General features: G+C 40.5%; 22 protein-coding genes. 9 read left to right on the top strand and 13 right to left on the bottom strand.

All coding sequences use genetic code 11. The features are described 5' to 3' along the window. Positions 1–237 precede the first annotated feature (237 nt). Both N773_RS0107815 and N773_RS0107820 read left to right on the top strand, forming a co-directional pair. Positions 238–1,740, top strand: a complete 1,503-nt coding sequence (locus N773_RS0107815; RefSeq protein WP_024857271.1) for a leucine-rich repeat domain-containing protein — start codon at positions 238–240, stop codon at positions 1,738–1,740. Between the two features lie 450 nt (positions 1,741–2,190). Then, positions 2,191–5,025 carry a fibronectin type III domain-containing protein gene (locus N773_RS0107820; RefSeq protein ID WP_024857272.1) on the top strand — a complete coding sequence of 945 codons (2,835 nt, stop codon included), beginning with the start codon at positions 2,191–2,193 and terminating at the stop codon, positions 5,023–5,025. Positions 5,026–5,476: 451 nt separating this feature from the next. On the opposite strand, the gene N773_RS0107825 is transcribed toward N773_RS0107820, so the two are convergent. Further along, positions 5,477–7,015, bottom strand: coding sequence for an IS1182 family transposase (locus N773_RS0107825; protein ID WP_043537851.1), 1,539 nt, complete (start codon positions 7,013–7,015; stop codon positions 5,477–5,479). A 475-nt stretch (positions 7,016–7,490) separates the two neighbouring features. Between N773_RS0107825 and N773_RS21810 the strand changes: the two genes are divergently transcribed. The 4 genes from N773_RS21810 (at position 7,491) to N773_RS0107845 (ending at position 12,162) form a co-directional block, all read left to right on the top strand. After that, positions 7,491–9,347, top strand: coding sequence for a carbohydrate binding domain-containing protein (locus N773_RS21810; protein ID WP_024857274.1), 1,857 nt, complete (start codon positions 7,491–7,493; stop codon positions 9,345–9,347). 379 nt (positions 9,348–9,726) lie between these two features. Continuing rightward, entirely contained in the window at positions 9,727–9,816 is a 90-nt protein-coding gene (locus tag N773_RS23495) for a transposase (protein ID WP_242840430.1), read from the top strand. An 18-nt stretch (positions 9,817–9,834) separates the two neighbouring features. Further along, positions 9,835–11,160, top strand: a complete 1,326-nt coding sequence (locus N773_RS0107835; protein WP_024857275.1) for an IS200/IS605 family element transposase accessory protein TnpB — start codon at positions 9,835–9,837, stop codon at positions 11,158–11,160. Between the two features lie 768 nt (positions 11,161–11,928). Beyond that, a complete protein-coding gene (locus N773_RS0107845) occupies positions 11,929–12,162 on the top strand; it encodes a site-specific integrase (protein WP_024857277.1) in 234 nt (77 codons plus the stop codon). A 130-nt stretch (positions 12,163–12,292) separates the two neighbouring features. On the opposite strand, the gene N773_RS22555 is transcribed toward N773_RS0107845, so the two are convergent. The 10 genes from N773_RS22555 to N773_RS0107885 form a co-directional block, all read right to left on the bottom strand. Beyond that, positions 12,293–12,460 (bottom strand): hypothetical protein, encoded by a 168-nt coding sequence (locus tag N773_RS22555; protein ID WP_196231611.1) that lies wholly within the window; start codon positions 12,458–12,460, stop codon positions 12,293–12,295. Positions 12,461–12,550: 90 nt separating this feature from the next. Next, entirely contained in the window at positions 12,551–13,015 is a 465-nt protein-coding gene (locus N773_RS0107850) for a hypothetical protein (protein WP_024857278.1), read from the bottom strand. Between the two features lie 17 nt (positions 13,016–13,032). Beyond that, entirely contained in the window at positions 13,033–13,350 is a 318-nt protein-coding gene (locus N773_RS0107855; RefSeq protein WP_242840363.1) for a hypothetical protein, read from the bottom strand. Positions 13,351–13,364: 14 nt separating this feature from the next. Beyond that, complete coding sequence (locus N773_RS0107860) at positions 13,365–13,862, bottom strand: YqiA/YcfP family alpha/beta fold hydrolase (RefSeq protein ID WP_024857280.1); 498 nt, start codon at positions 13,860–13,862, stop codon at positions 13,365–13,367. 166 nt (positions 13,863–14,028) lie between these two features. Continuing rightward, positions 14,029–14,319, bottom strand: a complete 291-nt coding sequence (locus N773_RS0107865; RefSeq protein ID WP_024857281.1) for a hypothetical protein — start codon at positions 14,317–14,319, stop codon at positions 14,029–14,031. Positions 14,320–14,511: 192 nt separating this feature from the next. After that, entirely contained in the window at positions 14,512–14,829 is a 318-nt protein-coding gene (locus N773_RS0107870) for a hypothetical protein (RefSeq protein WP_024857282.1), read from the bottom strand. 129 nt (positions 14,830–14,958) lie between these two features. Continuing rightward, complete coding sequence (locus N773_RS0107875; RefSeq protein WP_024857283.1) at positions 14,959–15,927, bottom strand: leucine-rich repeat domain-containing protein; 969 nt, start codon at positions 15,925–15,927, stop codon at positions 14,959–14,961. 14 nt (positions 15,928–15,941) lie between these two features. Beyond that, positions 15,942–16,124 (bottom strand): hypothetical protein, encoded by a 183-nt coding sequence (locus tag N773_RS22210; protein WP_155250868.1) that lies wholly within the window; start codon positions 16,122–16,124, stop codon positions 15,942–15,944. A gap of 290 nt (positions 16,125–16,414) precedes the next feature. Beyond that, complete coding sequence (locus N773_RS21180; RefSeq protein ID WP_024857284.1) at positions 16,415–17,257, bottom strand: zinc ribbon domain-containing protein; 843 nt, start codon at positions 17,255–17,257, stop codon at positions 16,415–16,417. Positions 17,258–17,378: 121 nt separating this feature from the next. Beyond that, positions 17,379–18,422, bottom strand: coding sequence for a helix-turn-helix transcriptional regulator (locus N773_RS0107885; protein ID WP_024857285.1), 1,044 nt, complete (start codon positions 18,420–18,422; stop codon positions 17,379–17,381). A gap of 365 nt (positions 18,423–18,787) precedes the next feature. Between N773_RS0107885 and N773_RS21185 the strand changes: the two genes are divergently transcribed. Then, a complete protein-coding gene (locus tag N773_RS21185; RefSeq protein WP_024857286.1) occupies positions 18,788–19,684 on the top strand; it encodes an alpha/beta fold hydrolase in 897 nt (298 codons plus the stop codon). A 42-nt stretch (positions 19,685–19,726) separates the two neighbouring features. Here the strand turns inward: N773_RS21185 and N773_RS0107895 are convergent, their stop codons facing one another. After that, positions 19,727–19,951 carry a hypothetical protein gene (locus N773_RS0107895; protein WP_024857287.1) on the bottom strand — a complete coding sequence of 75 codons (225 nt, stop codon included), beginning with the start codon at positions 19,949–19,951 and terminating at the stop codon, positions 19,727–19,729. A gap of 360 nt (positions 19,952–20,311) precedes the next feature. Here N773_RS0107895 and N773_RS0107905 point away from each other — a divergent pair, with 360 nt between their 5' ends. Beyond that, positions 20,312–20,728, top strand: a complete 417-nt coding sequence (locus N773_RS0107905; RefSeq protein WP_024857288.1) for a hypothetical protein — start codon at positions 20,312–20,314, stop codon at positions 20,726–20,728. 322 nt (positions 20,729–21,050) lie between these two features. Here N773_RS0107905 and N773_RS0107910 read toward each other — a convergent pair whose 3' ends face one another. Then, complete coding sequence (locus N773_RS0107910) at positions 21,051–21,605, bottom strand: 3'-5' exonuclease (RefSeq protein ID WP_024857289.1); 555 nt, start codon at positions 21,603–21,605, stop codon at positions 21,051–21,053. 230 nt (positions 21,606–21,835) lie between these two features. Between N773_RS0107910 and N773_RS21815 the strand changes: the two genes are divergently transcribed. Next, entirely contained in the window at positions 21,836–22,954 is a 1,119-nt protein-coding gene (locus N773_RS21815) for an ISAs1 family transposase (protein WP_024856640.1), read from the top strand. Positions 22,955–23,096 lie beyond the last annotated feature (142 nt).

Genomic DNA, 23,096 nt, shown 5'->3' on the forward strand with positions numbered 1-23,096 from the left:
AGGCTAGGGCAGTTCGTTAATTTGTTAACGATGTCCAAAGGCGAAACAATCTTTTATATGACTTTTGTTATTCATAATATACTGTATGAATTTGTGATATTTATTTAAAAATCCTCAAAAATAAAATTATTGAAAACCCGAATGCGATGTGATACAATTACCTCGCAAGGATAACAGTAAATATTTGCTGTTTCCGAGCAATTATTTTAAACACTTATAAAAAGGAGACAAAACATTATGGCAAACAAAATTATGAAGTCCACTCTCGCAAGTGTGCTGGCGATCATGAGTGTCGCTGCAAGCGTACCAGGCACAGCTATCGGCAATGTTATTGCTGATACCGCTATCACAGCAAGCGCTAATGTTGTAAGCGGCAATTTCGACTATGAGGAACTTTCCGACGGCACTTTATGTCTCGTAAAGTTTGAAGGTACAGCAAGCGTAGTAGAGATCCCCGCTAAGATCAATGGCAAGGCTGTTACCAAGATCGGTGACAAAGCTTTCATGGGCAATGAGTATATAACAGAGGTTCATTGTTCCAGCTATGATAATGAGATCAATGAGATCGGTGAATTTGCATTCTGCAATTGTACCGCTCTTAAAACTATAGATCTTAGCAATCGTGTAAAATCCAGTACTATCGGTCGCGGTGCTTTCGCCAACTGCACAAGCCTTGAAGAAATTGCTCTTCCTTGTAACTATGACGGTATCGAAGAGGGTACATTCCAGAGATGCACAAGCATTGCCGCTTTCAATTTCCCCCAGAATGTAAAATATATCGGTACAGGCGCTTTTCAGGAGTGCACAAACCTTAAGGAAGTCTCTTTCTACGGTACCACTATCGGTAAGAAGGCTTTCTACAAATGCGAGAACCTTTCAAGTATGTATACGCCTCATCTTGTTGATGTTCAAGATTATGCATTCTTCGGCTGTACAAGCCTGAGCGAGATTGATCTCGATTACTTGGAAACTATCGGTAATTCTGCTTTCGGTTCATGTTCCGCTCTGACTGTACTGAATCTGGTTTCTTGTGAAAAGTTGACTTCTATCGGCAATGATGCTTTTGCTAACTGCAAGAATCTCGAAGACGTTTCTCTTCCCGAGAACCTTACAACTCTGGGCAAGAGAGCATTTACCAACTGCCACGCACTGAAAGTCGTAGACATATTCTCTAAGAAACTCACAACCATTCCTATGGGTGCTTTTGCAACAACAGGCATTACTTTTATCGCTGTCCCCGAGGGTGTAACTTCTATTGACGGAGCAGCATTCAACAGCTGTAAGTCACTGGTAGACATCAAGCTGCCTTCCACACTCAAGACAATTGCTGCTAAGGCATTCGACAATTCAGGTGTTAAGAATGTTACATATAATGGCGTGAAGAGTCAGTGGAATAATATTGAGATCGGCGAGGGCAACGATGTTCTGGCAAGCGCTAATATGTATTTCAATTCGGAAGTTGTATATCCTAAAGTAAAGAACATTGAATACAATGAGCAGTACCACCAGTTCAGAGTTACATGGACTCCCGTAGAAGACGCACAGGCTTACGGCATAGCTTACTATGCAGCAGGCAAGTGGAGAGTTGCTACCCAGACCATTCCCAGCAGCACTACCACATTCACTTCGCCCAAGCTCACTGCTGGCAGCACCCATAAGGTAGTTATCGCTGCTAAGGTAAACGGCAAGTGGGATACTTCCAACCTCAGCAAGAGAGCATTCACTATTACTGTAAAGTAATTTGTATCAAAGATAATAACGAGCTAATATTGTCGGCAGTTTCTTTGGAGACTGCCGATTCTTATCTTTCTGAAATCAGCGATCTCATGTCCTGCACATTTTGTGACTTTGAGCGCTGAATGTCATGAGAATTATGTCGTTTACTATAATATTACTGCGCCCCGCTTAAAGATTATTACAATTATCCTGATAAATAAACTCCGTAATAACGCTCTGACTATGATACACGGTTCATTCTTTTCAGCACTTTTCAGACAATAAATGCAGTCTGCACAATTGACTATGACAACTTTCGTTAATTTTTTGTCAACACTCTGAATATGGTTCTGTAACGATTGACTAACAGTAACTGCTATGCTATAATATATTTGTAATATTTTTTAATATTACACGTCTTTTTGTAGTAAGGACGTAACTTTATCTATGTGACCTGCATAAGGAGGAAATACAATGAAATGCAGAATTAGAGAAATAATCACTACAGCAAGTGCTGTAGCACTGACAGTCGCAGCAGCACCTGCGGCAACAGCCTACGCAGCTTCAGTTGATGATGCTCAGGCAGTTATCTCCGAGAACGTCGGCGAAGCAGTTGCCGTAACTCGTCTGGCAACAGCTAGCGAGACCACGACCTGGAACAAGGCTGTAACACTTACCGAAGATACCGTCGTTGACGGAAATCTTAATATTACAGCAAATGTTGACCTGAACGGATATACTCTGACCGTTAATGGCGATATCAATCATTCCGCTGGTACAATTACTTGTAATAATGGTATACTGAATATTAATGGCACCTATTACCTCGGAGGAACTGATTATCTTTGTTCTCCTATTTTGAATCTTTCAGAAGATTGTGATGAGGTAAACATTAATGGTGATCTTGAGATTCACAAGCTCTATAACAATTACGGACTTCTGCAGAAAGCTGGCACTGTTTCTGTAAGCGGCAATATCAATGCTGACTGTGGTTTCATAATGTACACCGACAATTACAATGCATTAGTTCTCAACGGAAAGTCCGACCAGAATGTTTATTTCGGAAACTGTCCGATACTCAATGTACTTAAAGTAAATGATCCCGAAAAGCGTGAGATCATCTGGAGCGGGAACATTAATGTCAAGCATTTAGAAAATGACATTAATGTTAGAAGTGAAAGTCTGAATCTTGGAAACATTGATCTCGAAAGCTCTAACATTGTAGTTAACGGAGACTGCAGCATTGCTAGCGTTAGTACTGTTGATATAGACGGCGGTTCTCTCACCATCAACGGCGATTTCAATCATTCCGCCGGTACGATCAACTGCAATAATGGTACACTGAACATTAACGGTACCTATTACCTCGGAGGAACTGATTATCTCTGTTCTCCTATTTTGAATCTTTCAGAAGATCGTGATGAGGTAAACATTAATGGTGATCTTGAGATTCACAAGCTCTATAATAATTACGGACTTCTGCAGAAAGCCGGTACTGTTACTGTAAGCGGCAATATCAATGCTGACTGTGGTTTCATAATGTACACCGACAATTACAATGCATTAGTTCTCAACGGAAAGTCCGACCAGAATGTTTATTTCGGAAACTGTCCGATACTCAATGTACTTAAAGTAAATGATCCTGAAAAGCGCGAGCTCATCTGGAGCGGAAGCATGAATGTCAAGCATTTCGAAAATGACATTAATGTTAGAAGTGAAAATCTGACGCTTGGAAACATTGATCTTTCAGGTTTCAATATTGTCGTTAACGGAGACTGCAGCATTGCTAATAAAGTTGATATTAATGGCGGTCAGCTCACCATCAATGGCGATTTCAATCATTCCGCTGGTACGGTCAACTGCAATAATGGTACACTGAACATTAACGGTACCTATTACCTCGGAAGAACTGATTATCTTTGTTCTCCTATTTTGAATCTTTCAGAAGATCGTGATGAGGTAAACATTAATGGTGATCTTGAGATTCACAAGATCTATAATAATTACGGACTTCTGCAGAAAGCCGGTACTGTTACTGTAAGCGGCAACATCAATGCTGACTGTGGTTTCATAATGTACACCGACAATTACAATGCATTAGTTCTCAACGGAAAGTCCGACCAGAATGTTTATTTCGGAAACTGTCCGATACTCAATGTACTTAAAGTAAATGATCCTGAAAAGCGCGAGCTCATCTGGAGCGGAAGCATGAATGTCAAGCATTTCGAAAATGACATTAATGTTAGAAGTGAAAATCTGACGCTTGGAAACATTGATCTTTCAGGTTTCAATATTGTCGTTAACGGAGACTGCAGCATTGCTAATAAAGTTGATATTAATGGCGGTCAGCTCACCATCAATGGCGATTTCAATCATTCCGCTGGTACGGTCAACTGCAATAATGGTACACTGAACATTAACGGTACCTATTACCTCGGAAGAACTGATTATCTTTGTTCTCCTATTTTGAATCTTTCAGAAGATCGTGATGAGGTAAACATTAATGGTGATCTTGAGATTCACAAGATCTATAATAATTACGGACTTCTGCAGAAAGCTGGCACTGTTTCCGTAAGCGGCAACATCAATGCTGACAGTGGTTTCGTAATTAACACCGACAACTATACAGTACTAAAGCTCAACGGAATGTCCAAGCAGAAGATCACTCTTCCTAATAGAACAAAGATCAATGTTCTGGTCATCAACAAGTTTATGTCTTGCTATGAGTTCAACCAGAAGGAATGCTGGAATGAGCTTATTACTGATTATCCTGCATATTATCCCGCTGTCGTGATCAAGAAGTGGGAAAAGGGCAACGGTGCTGTAAAGCTTACTTGGGATGCTGTTCCCGGTGCTGAAAAGTACGCTATTGCCGGATACGTTAACGGCAAATGGACAGTACTCAATTATGGCTACAAGACTTCCTATGTACTCAAGGGTCTTAAGCCCGGTGTGAACTACAAGGTCGCAGTAGTTGCTAAGATCGGCGGCAAATGGTATACTGACGTTTCAAAGGCTGTCGTTGTAACTCCTAAGTCTGTTAACAAGTATCCTGTTGTAACTTCCGAAGTATCGGGCAAGCAGTTCCGTCTGAACTGGAAGGCTGCTGATGCTGCAGAGAAGTATGCAATCGCTGTTTACCAGTCCGGTAAATGGGTCGTAAAGGCACAGCTTAACGGCGATGTTACCTCTTATACTTCACCTAAGCTCAACAACGGTACATATAAGATCGTTGTTTGCGCAAAGGTTAATGGCAAGTGGGATCTGAGCAACATCAACAGCAGAGCTATCAACGTTACCATTAAATAATGATACGCCTCTCGGCTTGATCGAATAAAAATAACAATGACCGACAGCTTTATTGCAGGCTGTCGGTCTTGTTTATTATCCCTGTCTCCTGACCAATAACCGTATTATCATTTTCACCGTCTTTATCTCAATTGCTGATTTTTTGTCCACGGTATACACCATCAGAATCTTCTGCTCAGTATCCGATTTTTATTTATTCGACAATTCACTCAAATGGTTTCATATAACAATTGCTTTTTATTATGATCCAGAAATGTTGGAGACTCCGCGATCTGATTCCGTACCGGCAGATGGTACAATCTGGGGGGGTGTTGCAATCGCAGCACCCTCTAACCATATCCGAACATCAGAGTAAAAAAACATATTAACGGGTGAAATAAGCTGTTTCAGAGCGCACACCCCCAAGCCCTCTTCAAAAAAGAGGACTCGGGGGTGTAATGTTCTGCTGGTTTTATGCTGATTTCAGTTCAAAAAGAGAAATTCCAAGTCGGTTTTCTGAGATCTTAGCAAAAAGCTTCTTTATGTTGTATGCAAGTCCCAGCAAAAGGAACTCAGTTCTGATGTTATTTTTGCCCCTGCACAGGAATCTTCTGAAGCCATGATCCTGTTTCAGTACTCCGAATACGCCTTCAGCCTGTATGCTTCGGTTCATTCTGAGCTGTTTTCCGAATTCTGTCGTTATATTTTCCAGGCTTTCTGTTCTCAGTTCTTTGAACTTATGCGATATAGACAGCGTCTTGTTTCCTTTTGCTTTTGTACAGTTCTGTTTGTATGGACAACCTTCGCAGCTTTCACATCTGTACATAGCTTTTTCGGAAACGAATCCCGTCTTGCTTTTTTCGTGTTTAGTCCCGACTCTCCAAAGTATCCTGCCGGCTTTGCATACGAAAATATCGCCCATTTCGTGGTATTCCATATTCTCGGGTCTGCCGTATTTTGTACGATAATTCCGCTTTTTGCTCTGCTCATAATTTACGGGTTTTATGTATGAGGTCATGTTATGTGATCTGAGATAAAGATAGTTCTCCTCGCTCTCATAACCCGCATCACAGATGATGTTTTTCAATACAAACAGCTCCAGATCGTTGAGCTTTGACAGAAACGGGATCAGCGTATTTACATCGCTCCGTTCGCTTGAAACGTCTATACCTACAATATACTCGCCTTCCACTGCTGCCTGTATGTTGTATCCGGGTTTCAGCTGACCGTTTCTCATATGGTCTTCCTTCATGTGCATGAATGTTGCATCGGTATCTGTCTTTGAAAAGCTGTTTCTTCCGTCAAAAAGGCTGTTATATTGTTCGTACTGCTGTATTTTCTGCTGATATCCCTCAAGCTTTTCAAGTGCTTTCTGATATACTGATTTATGATGTCCTTTTCCGTAAACTCGTTCAATACCAAATTTTATCATAAGTGAAGAAAGTGTACCGATCATATCCGAAACTGGCGTATTTTCGGGGAATCTCACACCATAAGCATAATTTATCTCATCAAGTATCTCAGGCAGTTTTGCTCGCAGTTTCTGTTCGTTTTTGGATACAGACTTCTTCCAGACGAATGTATATCTGTTTGCATTAGCTTCGATCTTGGTGCCATCAATGAACAGGTTCTTACCGCTTATCTCTTTCATATTCAAAAGATACTTTACAACAGCGTAAAACACACGATCGATCTGTTCTCCCATTTTCTGTCGAAATCTTGAGATAGTGCTGTGATCCGGAGCTCCAAAGCCATCGAGAAGCCACATGAAATGGATATCCCTTTTGCAGAGCTGTTCAATCTTACGGCTTGAAAAAGAGTCGTTCATGTAGCCGTAGATGAGTATCTTCATCATGATATCCTCGGGTATGGCGCCATTCCACTTGCTTACTATCGTGTATTCTTCTTTTTGATAGATCTCATCTATAACATTGCTCAATACTCTGACAGGTGAGCTTTCTTCGATGTAGATCTCATAATTCATGTTAAGACGCACTTGACAATTTCTCATTTTTGTGGTACAATCCTTTCGTTGGTTTGATGTTATATTTGCAATTACATTATACCACAAAATGAGACGCCTGGCACTACCTTTTTGGTGTGTCAGGCGTCTTTTTCTTTGTTGGGGCTGCAACAGCCCCTTTATATATGAAAAATAACATATCTGCTGTAGTTAAGGTATGAAATTTGATTTGACCCAGCTGAAATTTTTTATAATTCATATTAAAAAATTGTTATATAGAAAAATATTTAATCAATTATTGCGAATTAGCACTCAAAGATTGCGATGTTAAAAACTTGTTGTTTACTTTTATTGTGATATATTGTATATTGACTATAAGAGACTAATTGAAAATGTCATATTTTATGGAGTATGACAAGTTTTGGAAGAACAAATATACGTGTCTCTGTTCCCGGATATTCATCCGGAGGTATCGTCCTGTTAAAGTTATAACAGGACTACAAATCAAAAAGGAGTGATTTGAATGAAACATTCAAAAATGAAGAAGGTTCTCAGTGCAACTGTTGCATTGATGATGATAGGTGCTTCTATACCTCTCACCGTTAATGCTGCGGGCTTCGACTGGAGCGGATTCGCAGGCGGATTCGGTACCACAGGCAACGAGAACATCGGCTCAGATGCAGGCAACGGAGGCAACGCTCAGTCAGGTCTCAATGCTAAGATCAAGAACGATATGCCTACCACAGTGCCCGGCGGTGTTGAACAGACAAGCCGCTGCAAAGTCGAGAACAAGACCTACTACTGCAAGTTCACAGGCAAGAACAAAAAGTGCAACGTTATCCTGCCCCCGAACTATATCTCAAGCAAGAAATACCCTGTAATGTTCGTTCTCCATGGTATCATGGGAAGCGAAAACGATATGGTAAGCGGCATGGGCGTTCAGGAACTGATGACAGGTCTTATGTCATCAGGTAAGGCTGAGGAGTTCATCGTTGTAACTCCTAATATGTTCACAAGTAAGACTATGAACGGTCCCAGCGGTATCAATCAGCAGACCTGTGCAGAGTACGATAACTTCCTCTATGACGTTACAGAAAGCCTTCTGCCTTTCATAAAGGAGAATTATTCTGTAAAAGATGGCAGAGAAAATACTGCTATCACAGGTTTCTCCATGGGCGGCCGTGAGGCTATCTACTGCGGACTTATGCGCCCCGATGTATTCGGTTATGTAGGCGGTGCTTGCCCTGCTCCCGGTATCACACCAGGTCAGGACAGCTTCATGGTTCACCCCGGCTGTATGCAGGAAAGCGAAATGAAGTTCAGAAACGTAGGTCCCGAGCCTGATGTATTCATGATCACAGGCGGTACAAACGACGGCGTTGTTGGTACTTTCCCGCAGCAGTACAGCCAGATACTCACCAGAAACGGTGTTAACCACGTTTATCAGTCTATCCCCGGCGGCGGACATGATGCTAACTCTGTAAAGCCTCATCTTTATACTTTCATGAGATATGCTTTCAAGGGTTCCGACAGCAGCAGCAGTGGCAGCGGCAGTGAAGAGATCAAGCCTATCGAGCCCGATCAGAATGGTTGGTACTTCCATTGTGGATTTGAAGGTACTTCCGATGGCTTCACAGGAAGAGGTTCCGCAAGCGTAGCTTCCAGCAGCGATACTGCATCCGCAGGCAGCAGCTCACTGTATGTATCAGGAAGACAGAGCGCATGGAACGGTGCAATCTATACACTTGATTCCACTACATTCAAGGCAGGCAATGCGTACAGCTTCAGTGCTATGGTATCCTACCTCAGCGGTGATGCAACTGATAAGTTCCACTTCACTATGCAGTATACCGATGCAAGCGGAACGACAAATTACACAAAGATCGCTACTGAAACAGTTTCAAAGGGCAAGTGGGTACAGCTTGCAAATAAGAACTTTACGATCCCCGCTGGCGCATCAAATGTTCAGATCTATGTTGAGACTGACAGCTCTACCACTTCATTCTACGTTGATGAAGTGATCGGTGCACCAGCAGGTACAACCATAAATGCAAACGGTAATAACGGCGGTTCCACCAACCCTTATCAGCCCGAATATACTTATCCTACAAATATCAAAGTGAACTACAGCACTCAGTATCATCAGGTGCAGTTCACATGGAGCGCAGTTCCCAATGCACAGAACTACGGTATCGCAGTTTATCTGGCAGGCAAATGGAGGATCCAGACCCAGTCAATCTCAGGTTCGATTACATCTTATGTAACTCCTAAGAACCTGACACCTGGCATGAGCTACAAAGTAGCTATCGCTGCAAAGGTAAACGGAAAATGGGACGTAAATAACGCAATCAAAAATGCTGTCACCGTTACTGTAAGGTAATAATACGGCATTGATCTGATTTGACGATTTTGCCGCCTAACTCGTGACTTTAGTCATGAGTTAGGCGGCATTTCTAGACATTCTGTTGTGCATGGTCGAGGGTATGTATATTCATTGTAATACCATATCGTAAGAGCAACAAAATACAGGAAGTCCTGATCATATACTTCGTCTTGTAAACTGTAAGCCTCAATTAAGAATGTCCGATACTATAATTCTTAAGTGAAAGACAGCTAAGTGAGTAAGATCAGCTGTCTTTCTGCATCTTAATCCTCATAAAAAGAAAAATTGAATTCTGTTTGTGTCACGCGTGACACAAACACAGAACAACTTTTAAGTATATATAATTTTTTATTCTTAAATAAATCTGCTATAATATATATGGAATCCATCGTATTTTGTAGCAACTGTAAGCGACAGAAGTCTTAAACAGGTAACAGATTACATTAATTCTCAAAAAAACAAGTAGAAGGAGGGAGTCTGCAGTATGCAGATATATACGACTTATAGCGTTAAGATCAAGCATTACAACAACATCTTTAAAGAGACCGTTATCGTATACAGACATGCTGTAGATTACCTTATCAAAGTATGTCTTGATAAATGGGATAACATTGTTACATTCAAAGGGGTGAGTAGACTCACATATATTGAAACACTGATCCATGCTACAAAAGATAATCCCGATCCAATTTATGACTTTGATAACAAATTCTATAAGATGCCAAGCTATCTGCGCCGTGGTGCTATTAACGAGGCTATAGGCAAGGTATCATCTTACAAAAGCAATCTCGATAACTGGATCAAAGATCCGGTCGGAAGAGAACCGTCGTATCCAAAAGCAGGTTATTCATTCCCGTCAATGTATCGTACAGGAATGTACAATCAGACCGGTGATTATACTGCCCAGATCAAAGTCTACATCCGTAATACATGGGACTGGATAACGATAAACCTTAAAAAGTCTGATATGGATTATATATACAGACATTGCAGTTTTCGCAAGCAATGCGCTCCAACACTTCAAAAACGAGGCAAGGAGTGGTTTTTGGACTTTCCGTTTGAGGAAAAGGTCAAACTTGCAGATATATCTGTGTATGAACAGACCATTGTTGCTGTAGACCTTGGAATAAACACCGCTGCTACGATTTCCGTAATGCGTTCAGATGGCACTATTCTTGGAAGGCATTTTTGTAAGCTTACCAAAGAAACAGACCATCTGATGCATTGTGTTAACCGTATAAAAAAAGCTCAGCAGCATGGTAACTATAAAACACCAAGGCTTTGGGCAAAAGCCAAAGGAATCAATCACGACATTGCCACTAAAACTGCTGCCTGCATCGTAGATATAGCCGTTCTTTATAATGCAGATGTTATTGTATTCGAGCATTTAGACAAGAACGGTAAGGTCCGCGGTTCTAAAAAGCAGAAACTCAAGCTGTGGCGCAGTCAGGAAGTTCAGTCTATTGTAACGAATAAAGCTCACAGACTAGGTATGAGAGTAAGCCATATCTGTGCATGGAATACGTCACGCCTTGCCTACGATGGCAGTGGTTTTGTACTTCGTGGTAAATTCGGTGGTTTCAATACCTATGAGCTATGCAAATTTCAAAATGGCAAGACCTACAACTGTGATCTATCTGCTTCGTATAATATAGGGGCAAGATATTTCATACGTGAAATATTAAAATCCTTGGATGAGAATTCAAGGTTGCTCATTGAGGCTAAAGTCCCTCAATGCTGTAAGAGAAGCACCTGCACGTTCTCTACCTTAGTTAACCTGAATGCGGAATTTATTGCTCAAACAGCATAATTTTCTGAGTTCAGGCTGTATGGTAGAAACGTAGTCCGCCTGCCTAAAGTGGGGTGTCCGATTGGACACTATTGGAAGCACGCGACTTTAGTCGTGTGAGGCTTCACAAACACAAAACGGACAAGCCGTCTCTATCAGATGGTTATTGCCGTTGATGGATCAAAACACTAACAATCCAAAAGCACCGATGTCGTGAAGATATCGGTGCTTTTCTTTTGTCTATGATAATGTATATAAGCTAAAAGACCGACCCAAACGGATCGGTCTTTTCTATTACAAGTAGTGTTTTAGGGTTCTTTTCTGCACTTCATTATTTTGGGGTCAAAACTGTTGTGATACCCTCAAACCCGCCTAAATACGCACTTTTATCAGTCGATGGACTTCATCGTCGGGAGTAATCCACCCGACTTTCCATGTCTCTTTATTTTTTTGTATATTAAGAGCTTATGATTTTTTGCTGCTTAAAAGTGTATGTAGTTGCCGTAGAGACCAAATACTTCTTGCATTTATGATTGAAGGAGGTGAACGACTAAGTGAGGCAATAGGTACTCATCTCTGCGATCTTGATAATCTCGAAGATGGTATAGTCAAAATTATCCCTCGAATAAATCCAGAAAATAACGCTAGAGTAAAGAATTATGCAGGCGGATTAATAAAACTTCCTCGATATGTCATAGATTTGATTATTGATTATTTAACATACGACATATCTAAGTATGATTCTGATTACCTATTTCTGACCTTACGGGAACAAATGAGGGTAAGCCAATGAAGGCAGACAATGTTGAGAAGCTCTTTGCCAGACTTTCTAAGAAAGTAGGCTATAAAGTACATCCTCATATGTTACGACACGGTTTTGCAACTGAAAAACTTGAAGCTGGATGGCAGATGGTTGATATCCAGGCATATTTGCGGCATAAGAATTTATCCTCTACACAGATTTATGCTACATACAGTGATGAACTAAAAAAGAACAACTTCATCATGCTAGTCCCGAAATGACATTAGCATATGTAGAATATATAGATAGAGTAAAAATACACAAAATGGAAGACTTTATAAACACCCATGACTCCGAACATTATTTTGATCGGGAAGCTGATGTTGAATATATGCGTGCAAATATTCGTTCTCAAATCCTTCCTGACGGACTTTGCTGCAGACCAATTAAACTATCGTGGGGCTTGATATACTCGCTTACCTTATCAAGCATTGTTTCGTTTTTGGAAAGATCTCCGTGAAATATCTCAGCCCTGTACAATGCAGAAAAGCTGTCATATCCCGCGAAAAGGTGTTTCAAGGCACTTGCTGTGATGCCGTCATCTGTTATATAAAGGACACAAGGAGAACAGCAGTCTTTGATTTTCTATGTATTTCAGAAACCGCTTCATTATATAACTCCCTTTTCTGTCTTTTCCAGCGCATCGAACAGCTTGTTGAATACCAGCTGATTAGGAAACCTCGCATAGTCTGCAAAAACTTTTATACCGTTATGATAGAAGTGCTCCATAATGGCTGCAGCACAGCCCGCACTTCTGCTTTGACCGTATTCGCACTGACAAATGATATCTTTTCCGCTGTTATATGCATTGCATATGAACTTCGCCATATCATCGGCTTCCGAGAAATATGTATCAAAGGTATAGCCCTTATCGCAAAGAACATCAAGGTCGAGGTCGTCAAGCTCGCTGTAAAAAACAGTATCGCTGACATCACTGTAATCGATATGGGCATAGTTCTTATCTATATGCTTGATGGAAGGGTCATAAAAGCTGATAACTGCGGTATTTTCAGGAAATCTGCCCTCAGCTATAAGTTCTTCTGCCTGCTTACGGGAAAGAATAGTAACGTTCATACGCTTCTCCTTTCATATCATCTGTCAAGATAACACATATAATGTCTGCTGTGGTCGTACCTGATAATGGCACCGCCAGAGATTTCAAAGGTTGACTTTATCTCCGTAACAAACTCTTCGCCGATATGCACGCTTATATAGATCACAGCTTTGCCTTTGTTTGAAATGTCAACTCTGCCGCGCGGGTAATAGTCGAAAGGCTTTTTACAGCCCTTGGGGCGGACTGATTCCCACAGCTTTTGATGATTGTAGGTATCTCCCGACTTCGCCGTGCACTCGGGATATTTTCTGTCAAATGGGAAAGTCAGCAGTTCGCCGTTTATCAACCAGAACACGCCTTTTTTCAAGGTTATTTGATCACCTCTCCGAAATATTCCTCAAGTGGAAGAGTCGCTCCCGAATGTTTGCCGCCCTCGATGATGCGAAAACGGGGATTATCCAGAAGATCTTTTGTAAATTCGTGATCTCCCAGCACTTCATCCTGCGAACCTATGATACAGCTGACTTTTTCGCTTTTGAGCTTTGAAAACTCACCGAACAGTCCTATCATGTATTTTGTATACTCGGGAAAAGCCAGAAAAGCCATGAGGAACGGGTTCACCAGTATCACGGGGATATCACTTTTCACGGACAGCGCCGCCGCATAAAAACCTCCCAGACTTGTGCCGACAATGATATCGGGAGACTTTTCCTCAGCAATACTGCGAAGCCTGCCCATGATATCGTCGGGCGACTCGTTTTCATAGTCAAAAGCGGGTGAGATGATCTCGTGACCAAGTTTTGCAAGCGCCTTATAAGCGCTGTTCTCGGGGCTTCCGTTGTAGCCGTGGATATTAAGTATACGCATGATTTTTGCTCCTTTCGGGTGAAAAATATACCGAAGCATTTTCGACTTCGGTATATAGTATATCATATGGGATGGGGAGAAAAGCGGCGGTGTGTCTGCTCTAAAAAAATCAGGGAACAGCAACTTGTCTGTTCCCTTTAACTTATAAATTCTTTATACCTTATAATTAATTATCGTTTATCTTGCTCAACACAATTTTAACAAAATCTTCTTTATTACTTCCTCTTTTTCTTTCAATCTCCTTTATTACAGATGCATCACTTGTTCCTATAAGCCAAAGAACTCTATCTATAATAAAAACAGATGTATTTGTATCTTCAGCCATTAAATTCACTGCCTTAAATACAGATTCGTCATTATCATCTGCTAATTTAAGTCCTGTCAAAATATAAGTTAAAACATTATCAGGTTTTGCAAAACCATTTGCTCCAATGTCTTTTAACCAATTACATACCATTTTAAATTTCCAAAGAAAAATATTTCGAGAAACGATTTCTTTCGCAAGCTGTATTCTTTCATCAGTATTATTGGGTTGATTTAAATAGCAAAGCAATTCTTCAATGGAATTAAAGTTAGAAAGATAGTCTGCTACTCCACATATGTTTCTTGCAAATTTACACCAAGAATTATTTGGGGTATCTTCTCCGTCTTAAATTATTTTGTCACGAAAAAGTCTATAAAGCTTTTGATAGCGTTCGTCTTTTCCAGAGCCGTATTGATTAAGAACTTTCTTATAATCAAAATCAAATAGGCATTCCTTGATTATTGAATAGTTTTCGTTATAATGTATAACACCACTAATAACGGTAATGTCTCTGACGGAACTAACAGCTACTTCGAATGCTTCTTCTAATGTATCAATTTTAGGCATAATAAAGTATTGCTGATATTTCAACGAATTTGCATTTTGCTCCAAGTATTTTTTTGCTTCATTAAAGATAATACGATTTTTCTCATGGGTATCCATTATAATCCCTCCTCCATTCATATTTTCAAACTCTACGTCCAAGGCCTAAGCTATAACCCTATTATACCACACCCGCAAGCAAAAGTCAATGTAAATAAACTAATTCAAATATATAACAAATTTTAAATATCAAAACCTCTCCGCCTTAAAAAACTCAATGGAATCCTTGTCTTCGTAGGTCACTTTTGCTGAACAATACTGAAAAGCATCTTTTCTTATACGCTTCATGCTTGCGGGCACGTAGATAGTCTTCACCTTGCGGCAGCCAATAAATCCACCGAATGAATGCTCATCACCTATCTGCGTGACGCTTTCGGGAATGATGATATCACCGCTTTTTTCCACGGGGCATCTCAGCAGGATAGTCTTTTCATTATTATAAAGAATTCCTTTACTGCTGGTATAGTGCTGGTTGAACAGGTCAACTTCAAACTCTTCAAGAGCAGGCGCACTTAATGAAAGATCGTCGAAATCATCCACATCTTTTCCAATGGTGATCTTTTTCAGCGATGTACAGCCGTTAAAAACCTGCGTATATAATGAAGTCACTCCTGCGGGAATGGTTATCTCTTCCAGAGCTGTACAGAACATGAACATATCGTCGTTGATAGAAAAGGGCATATAGTTCGGGAACACTACCTTTTTTAACGAAGAACACTCAGTAAAGGCACCGGGACAGATCAGCTTTACCGAAGACGGAATGACGATTTCCTCGATGTTATAGCACCCTGCGAAAGCGTCATCCAGTATATCGATCACCGTATCGGGTATCACGAATCGTTTCGTATCGATAGCGTTCGGACAGCGTATCAGCGCGGTCATGTCCCTGCTGTACAGAACGCCGTCCACGCTCACATAGTTGGGATTATCTTCGTTTGCAGTTATCTCAACAAGCTCATCGCAGTTCCACAGAGCAAAATTTATCTCGCCTTCTTCCCAGGGGTAGAGGCTGTTGGGGATATGAATGGAAGTAAGTTCGTCACGATCATCGAAAGCATGATACCTGATGTCCTTAACGCCCTCGGGAATGACCGCCCTTGTCACGCCCTCTTCTTTGGTGTACTTTTCGAGGAAATCTCCGTTGATAATAAAACCCATATGTGCGCACCTTTTCACTTGTATCTGTCAGCCGCTTCTCTAAGTGTCTTGCCTATCTTACTGCGCAGGGATTTCGAGAACAGATCCATCGACAGATGTGCGATATTCGCCACCGTGTTAAACCGGTCAACGATATCATTTATGAGATTTACTCCTGTTTTGTTGAAGTCTTGGGGTCTGTTGTTCGTTGTTATCATTATTATAGCATATGGTATGGGGAGAAAAACGGATATGTGTTAGAGGGTGTAAAATATCCCCGATGGGGGTGTCGGGGATAAAATATTATGATAAATTTTTGGTTATAGCATTTGTTCCAGCAACATTTGTTATTCTTAAATAACTCACGTAATAAATTCAAAATATTTGAACCATCCATATGTAATGCCTGTTAAAAAGCATGAAATATCCCGACACCAAATAGTATCGGGATAGACTCATTTTTGTACTTAAAGATAATCTTCCAAATACATTCAACAAGTATAGTATATTAACCTAAATACATATCCATAGCTTGATAATACTTTAATACACTACTGTCTGCTTCATTAAATGAACTAGTATAGCTTGTTAAACTACCTTTAGGGTTAGTAACTAGTTCTGTTAACTCAAGATAGGAATCATAGTAATTTTTTAGTGCATCATATGCGTCTGCATATTTGTCGGGTGGATTAGTTAGTTTTTTCATCAATTCTTTTACACTATCTTGATTAGATTCAATATTTGAGATTTTGTTCTTAAATGAAGTATCACTAAATAGAGATGAAAGAGAATCATTAAAGTCGTCATTAAATTTACCATTTTTCATCGTATATTTTAATGTGTCGGTATTTCTTTCTTCATAGATGGTATCTGACCAAACATCGTGAATTAGTCCTCCAGCAGATTCAGCATCAGCTGCACCAGAGAGCATTAAAAATACAGCAGACTCTAAATCAGACTGATAAGTTTCTTCTGCTTGAGCAATCTTTTCTTTTTCCTCTTTCTCTTGTTGCTCCACTTTTATCTGTTCTTGTTTGTCATGAATAATATTCGCTGTAAGTACACCTCCGCAGATAATTATTGCAGTAATTACAGCTATGATGATTGTTTTTTTGTGAGATTTTGAAACATTTACAGAAACTACTTCAACTTTTTGGGGTTTATTGGTATTTGGAGCTGGACAGCCACAGTGAGGACATATTTCAGATCCATTTGGAATTGCCAAATTACATTCTTCGCAAAGTATAGTATCAGATTCACTTATTGATTGCATAGCAAAACCACATCTAGGACATTTTGTTGCCTTGTTACTAACATCATTAAAGCAATTTGGACATTTAATTAGAGCCATAAAATCACTCCATTTCTATATTACAATTTTAAACATAGCTTTTTATACATTATATCACAAGAATAACAAAATGTCAACGTTTACAAACAAATTAAAATATAAAACAAATTTATGCCTTGATTCACTTGTACCTGTCTGCCGCTTCTCTCAGAGTTACGGCAATATCTTCCCTCACGCGCTTCGGAGATTTCACCTCGACACAGTCAGCATACTGTATCGCCCAGTGCTTCATAGCACCCTCGCTGATACGCACACGTATCTCCAGCATATCATTTTCGAGCTGACGGATATTTGCCCTGCTGCCGAACCAGTCAACTATATCATCCATAATATATCTCGGGCAGATGAACGTACAGGTGCATACATCACCGCCCCACATATTCGGGTGTTCGGCGGTGAACTCTGCGAGATCGATACCGTTTTCAAGTCCCTTGATCACACGCACAGATACAGCATTAATCCTGGTCATCTCTATATCTTTTATCCTGTCGATACGGAATGTACTGATGTCATCATGGGTATCGTTCTTACCAAGCATATAGTATCTCCCATTCATTGAAAGCAGCTTGTACGGGCTTATGGTGTAAAGCTTAGGACTGCCTTCACTGTCAGAACGGGGATGCAGCTTCAGATCTGTGTCGTAGTCGCAGTAGTGGAATGTCACCTTTTTCCTGGCAGCTACCGCTTCACTGAGAACGGAGATATTGTAGAACAGCGACTTATTCACAGGACGCTGCTGCACAGTACCAAAAGAATTAGCCAGATGTTTTTGAGATCCCTCATCTCCAAGCTCAGCAATCTTTTTCACCAGCTCATGACACTGTTTCGGAGGAAGATAGTTTGAAAAAAGCAAACTGTCGATCATGACCTTCAGCTCACTTTCGTCCCACTTACGTTCGTGATCGTAGTACCAGTTGGTCAGTATATTTTCTTGCTGGCCGTCCTTATTTGTACGGTGATATTCCTCGTATTTCAGCGGAAAACCTGCTTCGATAAGCATGGATAGATTATGTCGTATGGTCTTGCGGTCAAGCTTCATACCGTATTCATCGTATACCAGATCAATTATCTGCTGCTGTGAATACCTTTTTTCAGGACTGCTGCAGCTTTCAAGGACTTTCAGTATGTATATTATCGCAAGTTTCTTGGGCTCATTAACTGCCATCGTTATTCCTCCTCCCGAATTTATGGGTATATTATAGCACATCTCAACTTCTTATTCAATAGAAACATGGGGAGAATTTTACTCATGTCAGTTGAATGATCTTACTCGAATAAAAACAAGCGGGAAGATACCCCATGACCGATATTCTATGTGAATGATACACATAATTATCAAGGTCTGTTTGTTTTATACGCAGATAATTATTACAACTTTCTCTGACCCGCTTATAAAATCGATTGCAACTGTCGTTACTATGGTTGACTTATTGGCGGTGATGATGTATAATTATATTAGAGTAAACGCTAAGAGTGTGTATATTCCATAAAACGCTGATCTTCTTTCAGCATCAGATTGGGAGTGACAATATGCCTTACTTAACAATTTCCGGCAAGAAGATCTATTACGAAGAATACGGCATTGGTCAGGCACCTACGCTCATTTATTTACACGGCGGTCCGGGAGAGAGTTGCCTTACATATACCTATCAGGCTAAAAAGCTCGGTGAGACTTTTCATGTCATCAGCTTTGATCAGTATGGCGTATTCCGTTCCGATGCAGTTGGCGATGAGCCGCTTAGCGTGAACGACCTTGTTCAGATGACCGAGCAAATGAGGGTGGCTCTTGGAATAGACAGTTGGATACCGCTCGGACATTCCTTTGGCGGAATGCTTGCACTCATCTATGCTCACACTTACCCCGACAGTATTGATGCTGTTATATACGATTGCCCGATGTGGAGTGCTTTGCATACAGCAAGAGCCATAGCAGAAGCGACCTTGCCATGCTTTGAGCGAGACGGCGTTTCCGACCAGACAGCACTTTGCAAAGAAATACTTGATAGTGCGCTTTCTTCAAGAGAAGCCTTTAAAAAGGCAATGTCAATAGATATGAATGAAGCCGTACAGCAGTATTGTCATGTAATAGAGAATAGCAGATATAACGACTATGTCAACACTCATATCCCCGACCCGATGGTAACAGAGGATTGCTGGGGTAAATTTGTCGATTTCAGGAAGAAGCTTTTTGACTCGGAGGACTTCTATGTTGACTACCTTCCGTATCTTGCAGATATTGTAAAACCGCAGCTATTGATAGTTGGCGAGTATGACATGACCTGCGGGAGATATGAACAAAAATTGTTCGCAGACAATGCACCGGACGGCAGCACCGAGATCCTTTTTGACTGCGCACATCTGACTTGGTTTGAACAACCGGAAAAATATACGGATATAATTGTAAAAATGTTTTCCAATAATGAATAATACATCCCCACGGCAAGGAGAACCATTCTCCCTGCCGTATTTTTATTCAAGCTGATTTTTCTTTCTCTTGGCAGCCTGTTCGTTCTGTAAATAGCGGTCGAGTGTCTTTTGGCTCTGCCGCTTTTTCTGTATCTGCTGGGCAAGCCTGTCCGTTTCTTTTTCTCGGTTTCCATAGTGGTGTCTCCTTTTTTTATTTCGGCGTAAGCCGATTTTATTCTGACCGCTGTGCGGTCTTTTTTCGGGGCTTGGGGTGTCCCCAACAAGCATTTGGTATTTTCGTCCGTGTGCGGCGCAAAATACAATGCTTGTTATTTTTGTTGCGCTGTCGCGCAGTTTTCTGCCTGCTGTATCTCGCAGGCTTTCGATGCTCCGTCAGCGAATTTGGAACTGTGCGACTTTATCTCTCCGCTGCTTTGGTCGGAGGTCATACTCACTCACGCTCCTGCGTGATGCCCTCAATATCATCATCTCCAAAATTGTAAACTGATACGGCGCAGTTATTGCGCAGTCTGGGCGGCAGTTTGATGAAGTGGGTGTTGCTTTTTCGGGGAGGGTGTGATATAATTGGAAATGTGAATGTGTCTTGTTATACGGAGAATATTGGTTATTTAAAGGAGAGTGAATTGTTTGAGTATTAAAAAGTCAAAGAAAAAAGTTATAGTTTCTACACTTGCAATATTTATCATTCTGTTTATCAGCTACTCTGCAATTGTATTTAAAACAATTAATCCTATAAGTTCATTCACAATATGGAAATCTGTGGCTGTGGACGGAAATGATTTTTATGAAATACAAGAGGGCACTTATGCAGGTGGAAATCCTGACATTCCAAACGAGGGATATGTATTTGTAAGCTATCAGTATTCGGCTGTTGAAGCTATGGACAAGATAGGCTTTCATGACCTTGGGCATACTTATTACAATGGCAAGGATAGACAACCAGAGTATTGTACATCAGAAGCTGGGTTTCATGCGATTATAGAGGGACGATTATTCTATCTCGGTGGATACCTTTTGGAGTATCGAGTTGTAGGTGAAGCATAGTGCTTTACAACGATTTACGACACATCAAAATATGAGTATACTTTACAAAGCTGTGTGAGCGTTTTCCGCTCCGCAGCTTTTTCTTTTCCCCGTAACAATGTGTCGAACTGGATAATGCAAGCGTAACAGAAAGTTTGAGCGCAATATCAATAGACACTGAACTGCGTTTCGCGCTATAATATTACATGGTTTATCCGGTCGGTCACTGGTCTTATATCAATCATAATATCAGCCCCTCCATTATAATTTTATCATTATGTCAATACCTTTTGGTTTATATAATTATATACCTCACTGCGCTGTATTTTCCATACTCTTTTACCTATCTTGAATCCCTTTGTCTTCCTTTTTTGGTTATTCTAAATCTCAGAATTTTATATAAATATATCACATCTACGTGATTAGAACTATTTTTATAATAGCCGAGATAATCAATGTTTCCGCCTTTATCGATTATTATCTTTTGAATAGCTGCACATATTTCTTTTTCTTCTTCATTCGGTTTGCTGGCTTCAAATGCGCTAATGCGCTGCTGTATTTCTGTTTTTTTCAGTTTAATTAACTCGTTAAGTATTCTGCCGCAAACTTCAGCATCAGAAACAGCTCTGTGTGATTGAGAATTGATAATATTATAATGCGAAGCTACGGTGTCCTGCTTATAATTTGGTAAACCGCTTATGAGTTGTCTTGAAAGAGATATCGTATCAACAAACTGAATTCTGCCATTATATCCCATTCGCATCAGTGATTCACATAGAAAAGACAAATCAAAAGTTGCATTATGAGCACATATTATGGTTTTTTCGTTAATGGCATCTCCCAAGAAAGAAACAAGAGCATTAATGTAAGGTGTCGAAGTCGAACTGTCACCATACATCTAACCGTCCTCGGAGTGCTATGCTCCAAGGACGGTTTTTAGGCACTGGTTATAACTGTACAATCGACCTTGTATACTTTATGCCTACTCCGTGTCTGATCCAACACAAAATACAGGTGATCAGTCCCACGGAAATCAATTTTCAAAAAATCAGGTTTCAAAAGTTACATTTATATTTCAGATTGTACAAATTACTGGACAGAGCACCTGGAAAATGATATAATATAGGCATGAATAATGGAATAACCGAGTATTTTGAAGATATTGAATTATATGAGGAATATGACGGCTATTTTTGCAGTATCCCCGATATCATTACAATAGCAATTCTTGGAAGTATCTGTGGACTTAGAAACATTCATCAGATTCATCAATGGGCGACAAATGACAGAGTAAGCGAATTCTTAAAGGAGAAATTCGGAATCGATCATGTCCCTTGCTATTATTGGATATTGAGCCTGCTGAAATATGTCAAGCCCGAATCGCTCAACCGCTGTTTTGCGGATTGGGTCTATTCATTTATGCCCGAAAAGTCCAAAAGTATGACGATCTCTCTTGACGGGAAAACTGTTTGTTCGACACTTAAAATGAGTAAGATCGAAAGTCCTCTGCACATCATCAGCGCACAGGTATGCGAACTTGGATTGACCCTGGCACAACGCAGCACGGACGATAAAAGCAACGAGATACCTGCGGTGCAGGAGCTTCTGAAAGAACTGAAAATAAAGGGTAATATAGTTGTTGCGGATGCACTGAACTGTCAGAAAGAAACTGCTGAGATTATCGTAAAACAAAAGGCAGATTATCTGCTTTGCGTTAAGGATAATCACCCAAATTTGAAGAAAGATATCGAGGATTATGTGCAGGACAGTTCTCTCAGAGACACTATGCAAACAGTTTCAAGAACGGAGAAAAACCGTGGCAGAGTTGAAACAAGGACAGCGTATGTAACAACAGATATCAACTGGCTGGAACAGAAAAAAGAGTGGAAAAATCTGAAGTGCATAGGAGCCATTCATACTGAATTTGCAACGAAAAAAGGCACTTCGAGCGAATGGCACTATTACCTTTCAAGCCGCGAAATGACAGCGGAACAGCTCCTTCATCATGCAAGAATGGAATGGTCAGTTGAGTCAATGCACTGGCTGCTTGATGTTCATTTTGAAGAAGATTGGTGCAGAGTCGAAAACAAAGACGTTCAGCAATGCCTGAATATGTTCAGAAAAGCTGCGATAAATTTAATCAAGAACTTTAAAAATCGGAACAATTCTAAAGCCGCCATATCCAAACTTATGTTTGAATGTCTTATGGAGCCGCTGATGATTTCGAGGGTGATTTTTGAAAATTGATTTCCGTGGATCAGTCCGCATACATATTGACTTTTTGCAACTGATGTGCTATATTAAATGGGGATTATTCATTTGAACCGACATCTGCCATAACGAAGACAAATACAGAGACAGACGAAGCTGAAACAGAGATCAGAAGACT

Source organism: Ruminococcus albus AD2013, from assembly GCF_000526775.1.
Taxonomy (GTDB): Bacteria; Bacillota; Clostridia; order Oscillospirales; family Ruminococcaceae; genus Hominimerdicola; species Hominimerdicola alba_A.